Source organism: Ralstonia sp. SA306 (genome assembly GCF_054792405.1).
Genome location: NZ_CP096451.1, coordinates 2,803,657 through 2,815,956 on the forward strand (window position 1 = coordinate 2,803,657; position 12,300 = coordinate 2,815,956).

The following is a 12,300-nucleotide window of genomic DNA, read 5'->3' on the forward strand; positions in this document are numbered from 1 at the left end:
GTCAATCAAGGGTGGTCGACCGGCACGCGCACCGGCATCGTCAGCAGCACCTGCGCCATGCCCTTGCCGAGCGGGTCGTTGCGCAGCGAGGCCATGCCGCCGCCGCCCAACGCCTGCTCGCACACAAAGTTCAGCGCGTGGATGCCGGGCAAGTCGTACCGCGTGACGCGACCCTTCACGACGTGCGCGAGGTATGCGGCGACGGCGTCTTCCGTCAATTGCGCGCGCAGCAGCGGCAGGTCTTCCGGCCGACGCGCGATGACGCCGATATTGGACGTGTCGCCCTTGTCGCCGCTGCGGGCATAGGCGAGTTCGATGAGGGGGACTTCGCGCGTCGGGCCGGGCGGCAAGGCATCCGATGCTGGTGCGGCAGCGGAAGCCTCAAGCGCGGCACCGCCCGTCGGCACGGTAATGTCGAAGCCCTCCCCGCCCAGCAGCGTCACACGCGCCTGCACGCGCGCCTTGTCGACCAGGAAGGCGTATTGCTTGATGGCAGGCACCACGCTTGGCCGGCCACCCGCGCCCGTCGTGCCCGGCGCCCACGACGTGCCGGCCGGGGCGATTTCGCGCGCGAACAACTCCAACGCTTGCTTGCTCGGGTGCATCACCGCCAGCCACATCACCGATTCGAATCGCGGCACGTTCGGCTGGTGCGGCCCGAACAGGTACGCCGAACCGAGCGTCTCGATATGCGTTGCGCTGTAATCCGGCAGACCGAGCTGGCGGAACAGGCCGCGCGTGCGCTCCAGAATCGCCTCAGCCGTGCGGCGCGCCTTGCGATCGGCGTCAATGCCGACGATGGTGAGCTGACCAGTCGCGCGGTAGCCGTCGGCATACGTTGCACTCACCTTGTAATCGGGCGTAGGCGCAAGGCCGCGTGCGCCGCGCACTTCGACGCGATGCTCGCCTGCCTGCGCCATCGTCACCTGTGTGAAGTCGCACACCACATCGGGCAGCACGTAGCGCGCCGGGTCGCCGATTTCGTAGAGCAGTTGTTCGGCCACGGTAGCGGGCGTCACCAGCCCGCCCGTGCCGTCGGGCTTGGTGACGATGAAGCTGCCATCGGCCCGGCATTCGACGATGGGGTAGCCGCTGTGCGCCCAGTCGGGCACCGCTTCCCAATCGGTATGCAGGCCGCCAGCACCCTGGCAGCCGCATTCAAGGATGTGCCCAGCGAGGCTGCCGGCGGCGAGTCGATCGTAGTCATCGATTGCCCAGCCGAAGTGGTGCATCAGCGCGCCGAGCGTGACGGCGCTGTCGACGCATCGCCCCGTGATGACGACCTGCGCGCCCGCATCAAGCGCGACCTTGATCGGCAATGCGCCCAGGTACGCATTGGCGCTCACCACCTTGTCGGGCAAGGGGCGACCGCTCTGCAATTCGCGCACGCTTGCCTCGCGCAGCGCGGGCAGCAGCGGCATGACGTCGTCGCCTTCCACCACCGCAATGCGCACGCTCACGCCCAGCGCATCGGCCAGCGCTTGCAACGCCGTTGCGCATCCGCGCGGATTCACGCCACCCGCGTTGGCGATGATGCGGATGTTCTGCGCCAGCGCATCCTTGAGCACCGCGCGCATCGCCACGCTCACAAAGTCGGTGGCGTAACCCAACTCGTCGTTCTTCATGCGCGCGCTGGCCAGCAGCGACATGGTCAGCTCGGCCAGGTAATCGAAGACGAGAAAATCGAGACGGCCCGAGGCGACCAGCTGCATCGGGCCCGTGATGCTGTCGCCCCAGAAACCGCTGGCCCCGCCAATGGAAACGGTGTCCTTGCGCATGTCAGCGGCCCGTCCAGTTAGGAGCGCGCTTTTCGCGAAAGGCGGCTTGCCCTTCCTGCGCATCTTCGGTCAGGGCGAACAGGCCGATCTGGCTTTCGGTGAACGCCATGGCCTGCTCGAAGCCGAGCGATTCAACCTGCTTGAGCGTGTACAAGCCACGCCGGATGGCCGACGGCGATTTGTCGAGCAGTCGCGCAAGCAATGCATGGACGGCCCCATCGAGCGCTTCGGGCTCTGCGACTTCGTTGACGAGGCCTGCGGCGAGTGCGCGGTCTGCGCTCATCGGTTCGCCCGTCAGGCACAGCTCGTTCAACACGCGGCGCGGCAACTGGTGCTGCAGCACGGCCAACACCTGCGCGGGGAACACGCCGACCTTCACCTCCGGCAATCCGAACGTGGCGCTGCGGCTTGCCACCGCCAGATCGCACATCGCCAGCAAGCCCATTCCGCCCGCCATGCATGCGCCATTCACGCGGGCAATGAGCGGCACGGTGCAGCGGCGCGCCTGGCGAAACAGATCGGCCAGGGCCTGATGCGGCTGGGAATAGTCGAAGCGAAAGGATTGGCCGGTTTGCAGATCGGCGCCGGCACAGAAGGCACGCGTGCCGTTGCCGGTCAGCACCACGGCCCGCACGGAAGTGTCGCGGCTGGCGTCGGCCAACGCGGCTGTCAGCGCTTCGAGCACGGCGGCGTTGATCGCGTTGCGGCGGTCTTCACGCTGAATGGTCAGCCACAGCGCCTGGCCGCGCCGCTCAATGAGGAGTTCCGGGTCCGTGCTCACGCGATGTTCGCCTTGAAAAGGGATTCGGTTGGACAACCTGCCCGGCAATACTAAATCATTTGCTTGAAAAAATGGAAGCGTTCGAGCGACATCGCTTCCAACAATTTTCTACAGCAGCGTCGCGGCGCTATAACCCCCTGATTTATATGACGAACCCTGTGTGTTCGTAAGGAATTCGCCAGCCGGGGCGTTGACTCGTTCACATGTAAACGATAACAATTCTCATTTGCAAAAAGCATGTAATCAGAACTTTTGGGGAGGGGCAGCACGCCATGTACGCAGCACAGACGGAACGCAAGCGCACCGAACATTCGGTCGTGGGATATCTAACCGGCGCGATGAGCTTTGCCGTGGCTTCGGCGCCAGCGATGGCCGACACGAAGAAAGACGCCGTATCGGCCACCCTGCCCGAGCAGACCGTGACCGGCAGGAGCGGCTTCAAGACGGACGCGGCCTCGGGTGGCAAATTCACCGCGCCGCTGCTCGATACGCCCAAGTCCGTCACGGTCATTCCGGCCGAGGTGCTGCAGGACACCGCTTCCGCCACCCTGACCGAGGCGCTGCGCACGGTGCCGGGCATCGCGTTTGGCGCGGGCGAAGGTGGCAACCCCGTGGGCGATCGCCCGTTCATCCGCGGCTACGACGCGCAGGCCAGCACCTTCCTCGATGGGCTGCGCGACATCGGCGCGCAATCGCGCGAGATGTTCAACGTGGAATCGGTGGAAGTCATCAAGGGGCCGTCGGGCGCGTATGAAGGGCGCGGCGCGGCCGGCGGTGCAATCAACATCGTCACCAAGACGCCCAAGCTGGAGCACTTCACCGAGGGCACACTATCGGTCGGCAACGCGGCGTACAAACGTGTCACGGCCGACGGCAACTACCAGATCGGCGAGCACGCCGCGTTCCGCCTGAACGCGATGGCGCACGACGCCGCCGTTGCCGGCCGCGACGTGACGAGCTTCAGCCGCTGGGGTATTGCGCCATCCATCGCCTTTGGGCTGGGCACGCCCACGCGCGCCACGCTGTCGTACTACCACCTGCAATCGAACGACACGCCCGACACCGGCATTCCGTACAACAACGGCACGTTCAACCGCCGCACCGATGGCCGCCCGCAACTGTTCGGCCCCGGCGACGGCGCGCCCGTGAATGTCGACCGCAGCGTCTATTACGGCCTGTCGCGCGACTTCCGCCGCGACCGCGCCGACATGGGCACGCTTTCTTTGGAACACGATGTGTCGAGCGCGCTGAAGCTGCGCAACACCACGCGCGTCGCCCGCACAAGCCAGGACACCATCTGGACGCAGCCCGACGATAGCCAGGGCAACATCTACTACGGCATGGTCTGGCGCCGCACCAATTCGCGATACTCCGTGGCCAACACCATCGCCAACCAGACGGAAGCCACGGGCAAGTTCGACACCGGCGGGTTCAAGCACAGCTATGCAGCGGGCCTGGAGTTCTCGCGCGAGCGCAGCCGCAACGACACATACGCGGTGGCCACCGGCAGCAACCGCTGCCCGAACGGCATCGGCGCAGCCGGCGGCTACAACTGCACCGATCTCTTCAACCCGAACCCGAACGACCTTTGGGCGGGCAGCATCAAGCTCAACAACAATCCGGCCGAGACGACCGTGCGCACGCAATCGGCCTACGTGTTCGACACCATCGAGCTGTCGCCGCGCTGGCAGGTCAACGGCGGCCTGCGCTTCGATCGCTACTCGGCATCGGCCACCACGTCGGCGAATGCGCAGGGCGTGCGTTCGAGTTTTTCGCGTGACGACAACCTGCTGAACTACCAGCTCGGCCTGGTTTTCAAGCCTGCGCAGAACGGCAGCATTTATGTGGCGTACGGCACGTCTTCCACGCCGTCGGGCTCGGTGGCGGGCCAGGGTGCCGATACCAGCGCGCTGACGCCAGACCGCTCCGGCAATCGCGGCGACGTGCTCGCCCCGGAAAAGAACCGCGCCTACGAACTCGGCACCAAGTGGAACGTGCTCGACAGCAAGCTTGCACTGACAGCCGCCGTCTTCCGCATTGAAACGACGAATGCACGCATCGTGCTGCAGGACGGCACCGCCGCCATGGCCGGCAACAAGCGCGTTGATGGCTTCGAGCTGGGCTGGTCGGGCGCGCTCACCAACCGCTGGCAGGTATTCGGCGGATACACGTATCTGAAGAGCGAGCTGCGCAACAACGGCGGCGCAGGCGCGGCCTTTGGCGGCACCAACGGAACGGCCTTCCCCAACACACCGAAGAACAGCTTCAGCCTGTGGACGACGTATCAGCCGATGCCGAAGCTCACGCTCGGCGGCGGTGCGTATTACGTCTCGAAGGTGTGGGGCAGCACCAACCCCGCCAACCCGAAGTGGGTGCCGGCGTACTGGCGCTTTGATGCCATGGCCGCGTACCGCATCGACAAGCACACCACCCTGCAGTTGAACGTGCAGAACGTGTTCGACAAGGTGTACTTCAACCAGGCGTATGCATCGCACTACGCATCGCTGGCACCTGGCCGCACGGCCATCCTGACGCTGGGCATCCGCTACTGATGCCTGAACACGCTGCAACCACCGCTGCCGATGCGGCGGTGGTCGATGCCATCCACGCCGTGCTGACCGGCCCTGCTGAGCGCGCCGCACGCTGGCTGGCGGTTGCCGCCCGGCGCGGGCACACGGAAGCGCAGGCCATCTTCGGCCAATGGCTGCTCGATGGCCGCGGTGTCGAACGGAATCCGGCCGAAGCGTTGCTCTGGTTCAAGACGGCCGCGCTGTCGGGCCATGCCATGGCCGCCAACATGCTCGGCCGCTGCTACGAGCACGGCTGGGGCGCGCCCGCCTGCGACAAGACCGCCACGCACTGGTACGCGCGCGCCGCCGCTGCCGGCCTCGATTGGGGCCAGTACAACTACGCCACGAGCCTGCAGCTCGGCCGCGGCATTCCGGCTGATCGCGCCCGCGCCTTCACCCTCTTCCGGGCCGCGGCCGCACAAGGCCACGCCAAGTCGATCAACGTGCTCGGCGGCTTCTATGAAGACAGCTGGGAAGTCGAGGCTGACACAGCGATGGCCCTGCGCTGCTACCTGCGTGCAGCAGAGGGCGGCGACTTCCGCGGCCAGTTCAACGCTGCGCGCCTGCTTGCACTCGCCAACCGCGCAGACGACGCCCTCACCTGGATGCACGCCGTGCCGCACACCGCCACACCAGCCTTCCTCGCGAAGGCCCATGACTTTCTGGCCGGCCATCCCGATGCGCGCCTATGCGTGCTGGCCGCTGCGCTGGAAACCGCACCATCATGCTGCTGAAGATTCCAAAGGTCCTGACCAAGGAACAGGTTGCGCAGTGCCGCGCCACGATCGATGCCGCCGAATGGGTGGACGGCAAGGTCACGGCCGGCGTGCAGTCGGGCCAGGTGAAGCACAACATGCAGTTGCCCGAAGGCTCGCAGGCTGCGCGCGAGGTTGGCGCCTTCATCCAGGATGCGCTTTCGGCCAATACGCTGTTCTTCTCCGCCGCGTTGCCGCTCAAGGTGTTCCCGCCGCTGTTCAATCGCTACGCGGGCGGGCAGACCTTCGGCAACCACGTCGACAACGCCGTGCGCCACCTGCGCGGCACAGATTTCCGCATCCGCAGCGACCTCTCCTGCACGCTGTTCCTGACGGAGCCCGAAGACTACGACGGGGGCGAACTCGTTATCGACGACACCTTCGGCGAGCACCGCGTCAGGCTTGCGGCGGGCGACATGGTGCTCTACCCCAGCAGCAGCCTGCATCGCGTGACGCCCGTTACACGCGGCGCACGCGTCTGCGCATTCTTCTGGCTGCAGAGCATGGTGCGCAGCGAAGCGCATCGCACGCTGCTGTTCCAGATGGATACGGAACTGCAGCGGCTGATGGGGCTGCTAGGTCAGGACGACCCGTCAGTCATCGCCTTGACGGGGACGTATCACAACCTGCTGCGCGAGTGGGCCGACGCCTAGGTGGCTGCATCAAGCAAAGTACGCCCGCATCTCCTTGAGCAACGCCTCCGGCGCCTCTTCCGGCACGTAATGCCCGCACGGCACGGTGCCACCGCTCACATCGTCCGCCACGGCACGCCACAGTTCCAGCGGCTTGAAGCAACGTTGGATCACGCCATGCTCGCCCCACAGCACGCGAAGTGGCACGCTCACGCGCTTGCCGGCGTCGCGGTCGGCGCGATCATGTTCGAGGTCGATGGTGGCGGCGGCGCGGTAGTCCTCGCACATGGCGTGCACGCAGGCGGGCTCGCGCATGGCGGCGGCATAGGTCGCCATTGCTTCCGGGGCAAACGGTTCGAGCCCCGCGTGGCGCAGGCCCATCAGCTTGCCGATGTAGAAATCGGGCGTGGCGTTGATGAGCGTCTCAGGAAACGGCGACGGCTGGATCAGGAAGAACCAATGCCAGTAGGCGGATGCAAACGCCATGTCGGTGTGCTCGTACATCGCCAGCGTGGGGGCGATGTCGAGCAGCATGGCCCGCTCGACGTGCAAGGGGTGATCGACACACAGGCGATGCGCCACACGCGCCCCGCGATCATGCGCGCACAGCCGGAAGCGGCCGAAGCCGAGTGCGCGCATGACCTCCACCTGGTCCTGCGCCATGGTTCGCTTGCTGTATTCGGCGTGCCGGGCACTGCCGGCTGGTTTGGACGAGGCGCCATAGCCGCGCAGATCGGTCGCGACGACGGTGTAATCGTGTGCCAGCTCGTGCGCGACTTTGTGCCAGATCACATGGCTTTGCGGATGGCCATGCAGCAACAGCAGCGGTGGGCCGCTACCGCCGATCACCCCCGCGATTTCCACACCGTTGACCACCTGGCGGAACGGACGGAAGCCAGGAAACAGCGCGGCGTCTGCAGCAGCGGTGGCGGCATCGATGGAAAGCGGCGTGGTCATGCAAGTCTCCGGTGATCAGTCTTGGGTGAAGTGATGCGTGGCGAATGCTCCGCATGCTAGCGCAGAGCGGGCACGCGCGTTGCGGAACCATCCCCTGCCGTTCCCTTCTTTGGATTTCCCCTGACAAGGAGTTCGCCATGACCCCATTGCACGACTTGCGTATCGCCATCCTCGTCGACGACTTGTTCGAGCAGGCCGAGTTGGCCAGCCCCAAGCAGGCGCTGGAAGGCGCCGGTGCCAACGTCAGCATCGTCGCCCCCAAGGGCCCCAACGTAACGGGCCTGCACCATGCAACCAAAGGCGACACCTTCAAGGTGGACCTGACGCTGGATCAAGCCAAGGCTGACGACTTCGATGGGCTGGTGCTGCCCGGCGGGGTATTCAACGCCGATGCATTGCGCATCGTGCCGGCCGCGCAGGCCTTTGTGAAAGCGTTCGAGCGGGCGAAAAAGCCGATCGCCGTGATCTGCCACGGGCCATGGCTGATGGTGTCTGCCGGCCTGGTGCGCGGGCGCACGCTGACAAGCTGGCCGACGCTGCAGGACGACATCCGCAATGCCGGCGGCATGTGGGTGGACCGCGAAGTGGTGACCGACCGCAACTGGGTCAGCAGCCGCAAACCCGACGACCTGCCCGCCTTCAACCGCGCCTTCATTGAACTGCTGACGCAGCACGCCCATGTCTGAGCCCGGCGGGTAGACCGCGCACGGCGGGGTGCGGGATCGTTCCTATAATCAAACGACATGCTCTGCCCCTGTCGTGCCGGTTTGCCCAACCAGGAGACGCCATGCCCGCCGCCAAGCACCTGCCGCCCATGCTGCAGCACCTGACGCTGCCCGTGATCGGTTCGCCGATGTTCATCGTCAGCTATCCGGAACTGGTGCTGGCGCAATGCAAGGCCGGCATCGTCGGGGCATTTCCGGCCCTCAACGCGCGCCCGGCCGAGATGCTGGACGACTGGCTCACGCAGATGAACGAGGAGCTGGCGGCGTACCGCACCGCGCATCCGCACGAAGTGGTCGGGCCGATCGCCGTCAATCAAATCGTGCACCACTCAAACGCGCGGCTGGAGCAGGACGTGGCCACCTGCGTCAAACACAAGGTACCGATCTTCATCACCTCGCTGCGCGCGCCCGTCAAGGAGATCCTGGATGCCGTGCATAGCTACGGCGGGATCGTTCTGCACGACGTGATCAATCTGCGCCATGCCGAAAAGGCGCTGGAAGCCGGCGTCGACGGGCTGATCCTGGTGGCTGCGGGTGCGGGTGGGCATGCCGGCACACTGTCGCCATTTGCGCTGGTGGGCGAGGTGCGGCGCATCTTCGACGGGCCGATCGCGCTGTCGGGCGCCATTGCCACGGGCGACGCCATCCTTGCCGCGCAAGCCATGGGCGCGGACCTCGCCTACATCGGCACGCGTTTCATCGCCAGCCAGGAGGCCCACGCCGCCGAAAGCTACAAGCAAGCCATCCTGCGCGCGGCCGCGTCGGACATCGTCTACACCAACCTCTTTACGGGCGTGCACGGCAACTACATCCGCGAAAGCATCGAACTCGCGGGCCTGGATCCTGCGGCCCTGCCCGAGGCCGACAAATCGAAGATGAACTTTGGCGATGGCAGCTCGCGCGCCAAGGCCTGGAAAGACATCTGGGGTGCGGGGCAGGGGGTGGGGCAGATTGCCGATCTGCCGCCCGCGGCCGAAATCGTGGCGCGCATGAAGGCCGAATATGACGCGGCCAAGTTGCGTCTTGCGCTGCACCTGCGCCTCTAGACACCTGCCTGCATCGCCCCCCCCTGCATGCATGCCCCACTGCACTTAAATTGACTTGCGCTGGCGGCGCTTCTACATTCCAAAGATTCAAGCCACGATATGCGCGGAGCCACCGGATCGGCCACCGCGCAACCGTATGCGCAAGCATCCTTGGGGGGATGTCCGACAGGCGTCTGCTTTCCTGTTGCGCGCACCGACGACGACAAAAGGAGAACAAGATGACGCACTGCCCTGCGCCCGCGCGCCCGCTTACCAAGCTGGCGGCCGTGGCGCTGAGCGTGGCGGCCTCGGCGCTTACCCTGAGCCTGACCGGCTGCTCCACCCAGAACGCCGCGACCACGGCCCCCATCGAACAACGTCTGCCGCAGCCGAACGAAGCGCTCGTGCGCTCGGCCTATGTCTACGCGTTTCCGTTGATGATGACCGACGCGCTGCTGCAGACCACGTCTGCACTGGCGCCTGCCGGCACGTTCATGCACCAGCGCACGCTGGAAGACGAAGCCCTGCCCACCGGCGTGCGCGCCCGCGTGGACGTGCTCGCCAGCAGCGCCTTCGTCGATTTGCGTAACGGCCCGGTCGTCCTGAGCCTGCCCGATGCCGGGCGCCGACACCTCTGGGTGGCGCTGCACGACGGGTGGAACGACGTGTTCGAATCGCTCGGCAACCGCACCACCGGGGCGCGTGCCGCGCACTACGCCATCACGCCGCCGGGTTGGGAGGGCACGCTGCCCACGGGCGTCAAGCAGATTGCCGCGCCGACCAGCCTCGTCTGGGTGGTGGCACGGACGCAGGTGGCCGGCCCGCGCGACCTGACCGCCGCACGCCGCGTACAGGACCGCTACCGCATCACCCCGCTGGAGGCCTTCAGCAAGAGCACCCTGCGTGAGGCCGAAGCCGAAACCAAGGTCAACACGGACAAGGCCACCGACCTCGACGTCAGCCTGGATGCCGCGCGCCGCCGTGTCACCGCGCTGGACGCCAACAGCTACTTCACGCGCTTTGCCGAACTGCTCAAGGACAATCCGCCGCACGCAGCCGACTCCACGATGCTGCAATCGCTGCGTGATCTGGGCATCGTGCCCGGTGCGCCATTCGACGCCAAAGCCGTGAGCGCAGCCAACCTGAAGGTGATGGAGGGTGGGGTGGCGGCCGCGCGCGAAACGCTGGCGCTGGCCGTCAAGCAACCGTCCGTCACGCAGAATGGCTGGTTCATCCCGCGCATGATCGGCGCCTACGGGCTGGATTACGCACAGCGCGCCATCGTGGCGTGGAACGGCGGCGGCACCGACCTGCCGCAGGACATGCTCATCGCCACCGCCCGGACCGACGTCAACGGCATGGCGCTGGACAGCACGCACCGCTACGTCCTGCATTTCGAGCGCAACCAACTGCCGCCCGAGAATGCCGGCTGGGCCATCGCTGCCCTGTCCGCTGCCGAGCAGCCGCGCCGCGCGATCGAACGCCCGGGCCTGCGCAACGTGCTGAGCGAAGCTGATCGCCCGCGCCTGAACCGCGATGGCTCGCTCGACATCCTGATCCAGCGCGCACCGCCCAAGGGCATGCGCAACAATTGGCTGCCGCCGCCCAGCGGCCCGTTCCTGCTGCGCATGCAACTGACCTGGCCCAAGGAAGCGGCACTCGACGCATCGTGGCTGCCGCCTGCCGTACAGCGGCGGGACGCTGCAACCCAATAGCCAAGAGCGGCCGAGCGCGCGGTCAGGCCTCGGCCACCCGCACCACGAGCTTGCCGAAGTTGCGACCTTCGAGCAGGCCGATGAACGCGGCCGGGGCGTTCTCCCCGCTCTCGCCAACGCGATGGCCCCGCCATCTGGGCAAAGCACGACCCAGAGCGGGCCCAATTTGGCCGTGCCGCAAATTCCAGTTTACTAGAGATAAATTTCCATTAAACTGGATGGCATGGACATCCACCAACGTATCGCCCACCGCTTGCGCGAACTGCGCGACGCCCAGGGTCTGTCGCTCGACGCGCTGGCAGAGCGCAGCCAGGTCAGCCGTTCGGCCATCTCGCTCATTGAACGCGGCCAGAGCAGCCCGACCGCTGCGGTGCTGGATCGGCTCAGCTCCGCGCTGGGCGTGACGCTTGCCTCGCTGTTCGAAGACAGTCCCGCGCCGGCCGTGGAACCGTCGCCCGTATCACGCGCGGCAGATCAGCCCGAGTGGACCGACCCCGCCTCCGGCTACGTGCGCCGCAACCTGTCGCCGGCGGCGCGTTCGCCCTTGCAGCTCGTTGAGGTGCGCTTTCCGGCCGGCGAGCGCGTGGCCTACGACACCGGCGCGCGCGATGCCGAAATCCACCAGCAGGTGTGGGTGATCGAAGGTTCGATGGAAATGACCGTGGGCGACACACACTGGCGCCTCAATGCAGGCGACTGCCTGACCATGCGGCTGGATTGCCCGATCGTCTATCACAACCCCACACGGCGGCCGGCCCGCTACCTAGTCGCGCTGACAACCGTGTCCGCTGCCCACTGGAGGCCCTGATGATCGACACCCTGACCATCCGGCGCGTGGGCGCCAACGAGGCAAGCGCGTGTGTTGATGCGTTGGCCGATGTGCTGATCGATTGCGTGGAAGGCGGCGCGTCGGTGAGCTTCATGTGGCCGTTGTCTCGCGACAAGGCGCAGGCGTTCTGGCGCAACGTTGCCGAAGGCGTGGCGCGCGGCGAGCGCGCCTTGTTGATTGCCGAGGATGAAGCGGGCGCCATCCAGGGCACCGTGCAATTGGTGCTCGCACAGCCGGAAAACCAGCCGCACCGCGCTGACATCGCCAAGATGCTCGTGCACCGACGTGCGCGCCGTCATGGCGTGGCGCAGCGGTTGATGGCGGCCATCGAAGACGAAGCGCGCGCCGAGGGCAAGACGGTGCTCGTGCTCGACACGGTGACGGGCGGCGATGCCGAGCGGCTATACGCACGCGCCGGCTGGCAGCGCGTGGGCGTGGTGCCCAACTACGCGCTGATGCCCGACGGGGCATTCTGCGGGACGACGTTCTTCTGCAAGCAGCTCACACCGTCGGCCCGCGCGGCCTAGTCGACC

At 66.4% G+C, this 12,300-nt stretch carries 11 protein-coding genes; 8 read left to right on the forward strand and 3 right to left on the reverse strand.

Features of this window, described 5'->3' with window-relative positions; translation table 11 throughout:
- Positions 1 to 5: 5 nt before the first annotated feature.
- Positions 6 to 1,778 carry an acyclic terpene utilization AtuA family protein gene (locus tag M1D44_RS13410; protein ID WP_316852816.1) on the reverse strand — a complete coding sequence of 591 codons (1,773 nt, stop codon included), beginning with the start codon at positions 1,776 to 1,778 and terminating at the stop codon, positions 6 to 8.
- 1 nt (position 1,779) lies between these two features.
- The gene (locus M1D44_RS13415; protein ID WP_316852817.1) at positions 1,780 to 2,559 is read right to left on the reverse strand and encodes an enoyl-CoA hydratase/isomerase family protein; all 780 of its coding nucleotides are present in this window, start codon (positions 2,557 to 2,559) and stop codon (positions 1,780 to 1,782) included.
- 272 nt (positions 2,560 to 2,831) lie between these two features.
- Here M1D44_RS13415 and M1D44_RS13420 point away from each other — a divergent pair, with 272 nt between their 5' ends.
- The 3 genes from M1D44_RS13420 to M1D44_RS13430 are packed head-to-tail and all read left to right on the forward strand — an operon-like array spanning position 2,832 to position 6,537.
- A complete protein-coding gene (locus M1D44_RS13420) occupies positions 2,832 to 5,111 on the forward strand; it encodes a TonB-dependent receptor (protein WP_316852818.1) in 2,280 nt (759 codons plus the stop codon).
- On the forward strand, positions 5,111 to 5,863 hold the full coding sequence (locus M1D44_RS13425) for a tetratricopeptide repeat protein (RefSeq protein ID WP_316852819.1): 753 nt from the start codon (positions 5,111 to 5,113) through the stop codon (positions 5,861 to 5,863). The genes M1D44_RS13420 and M1D44_RS13425 overlap by 1 nt, the downstream gene beginning before the upstream one ends.
- Complete coding sequence (locus M1D44_RS13430) at positions 5,854 to 6,537, forward strand: Fe2+-dependent dioxygenase (RefSeq protein WP_316852820.1); 684 nt, start codon at positions 5,854 to 5,856, stop codon at positions 6,535 to 6,537. The genes M1D44_RS13425 and M1D44_RS13430 overlap by 10 nt, the downstream gene beginning before the upstream one ends.
- Positions 6,538 to 6,546: 9 nt before the next feature.
- Here the strand turns inward: M1D44_RS13430 and M1D44_RS13435 are convergent, their stop codons facing one another.
- Positions 6,547 to 7,473, reverse strand: a complete 927-nt coding sequence (locus M1D44_RS13435) for an alpha/beta fold hydrolase (RefSeq protein WP_112186198.1) — start codon at positions 7,471 to 7,473, stop codon at positions 6,547 to 6,549.
- 137 nt (positions 7,474 to 7,610) lie between these two features.
- Between M1D44_RS13435 and M1D44_RS13440 the strand changes: the two genes are divergently transcribed.
- The 5 genes from M1D44_RS13440 (at position 7,611) to M1D44_RS13460 (ending at position 12,294) form a co-directional block, all read left to right on the forward strand.
- Positions 7,611 to 8,159 (forward strand): type 1 glutamine amidotransferase domain-containing protein, encoded by a 549-nt coding sequence (locus tag M1D44_RS13440; RefSeq protein ID WP_316852821.1) that lies wholly within the window; start codon positions 7,611 to 7,613, stop codon positions 8,157 to 8,159.
- 101 nt (positions 8,160 to 8,260) lie between these two features.
- Positions 8,261 to 9,244, forward strand: a complete 984-nt coding sequence (locus tag M1D44_RS13445) for an NAD(P)H-dependent flavin oxidoreductase (RefSeq protein ID WP_024976870.1) — start codon at positions 8,261 to 8,263, stop codon at positions 9,242 to 9,244.
- Positions 9,245 to 9,462: 218 nt separating this feature from the next.
- On the forward strand, positions 9,463 to 10,938 hold the full coding sequence (locus M1D44_RS13450; RefSeq protein WP_316683838.1) for a DUF1254 domain-containing protein: 1,476 nt from the start codon (positions 9,463 to 9,465) through the stop codon (positions 10,936 to 10,938).
- Between the two features lie 223 nt (positions 10,939 to 11,161).
- Complete coding sequence (locus tag M1D44_RS13455) at positions 11,162 to 11,746, forward strand: helix-turn-helix domain-containing protein (RefSeq protein ID WP_316852822.1); 585 nt, start codon at positions 11,162 to 11,164, stop codon at positions 11,744 to 11,746.
- Positions 11,746 to 12,294, forward strand: a complete 549-nt coding sequence (locus tag M1D44_RS13460; RefSeq protein ID WP_316852823.1) for a GNAT family N-acetyltransferase — start codon at positions 11,746 to 11,748, stop codon at positions 12,292 to 12,294. Before M1D44_RS13455 ends, M1D44_RS13460 begins: the two co-directional genes overlap by 1 nt.
- The last annotated feature ends 6 nt before the right edge of the window (positions 12,295 to 12,300 follow it).

Excerpts from the sequence above, each read along its gene's own strand:
- M1D44_RS13410 (WP_316852816.1), bottom strand. The coding sequence starts at position 1,778 with ATGCGCAAGGACACCGTTTCCATTGGCGGGGCCAGCGGTTTCTGGGGC.
- M1D44_RS13455 (WP_316852822.1), top strand. The coding sequence starts at position 11,162 with ATGGACATCCACCAACGTATCGCCCACCGCTTGCGCGAACTGCGCGAC.
- M1D44_RS13435 (WP_112186198.1), bottom strand. The coding sequence starts at position 7,473 with ATGACCACGCCGCTTTCCATCGATGCCGCCACCGCTGCTGCAGACGCC.
- M1D44_RS13445 (WP_024976870.1), top strand. The coding sequence starts at position 8,261 with ATGCCCGCCGCCAAGCACCTGCCGCCCATGCTGCAGCACCTGACGCTG.
- M1D44_RS13460 (WP_316852823.1), top strand. The coding sequence starts at position 11,746 with ATGATCGACACCCTGACCATCCGGCGCGTGGGCGCCAACGAGGCAAGC.
- M1D44_RS13420 (WP_316852818.1), top strand. The coding sequence starts at position 2,832 with ATGTACGCAGCACAGACGGAACGCAAGCGCACCGAACATTCGGTCGTG.
- M1D44_RS13425 (WP_316852819.1), top strand. The coding sequence starts at position 5,111 with ATGCCTGAACACGCTGCAACCACCGCTGCCGATGCGGCGGTGGTCGAT.
- M1D44_RS13440 (WP_316852821.1), top strand. The coding sequence starts at position 7,611 with ATGACCCCATTGCACGACTTGCGTATCGCCATCCTCGTCGACGACTTG.
- M1D44_RS13450 (WP_316683838.1), top strand. The coding sequence starts at position 9,463 with ATGACGCACTGCCCTGCGCCCGCGCGCCCGCTTACCAAGCTGGCGGCC.
- M1D44_RS13430 (WP_316852820.1), top strand. The coding sequence starts at position 5,854 with ATGCTGCTGAAGATTCCAAAGGTCCTGACCAAGGAACAGGTTGCGCAG.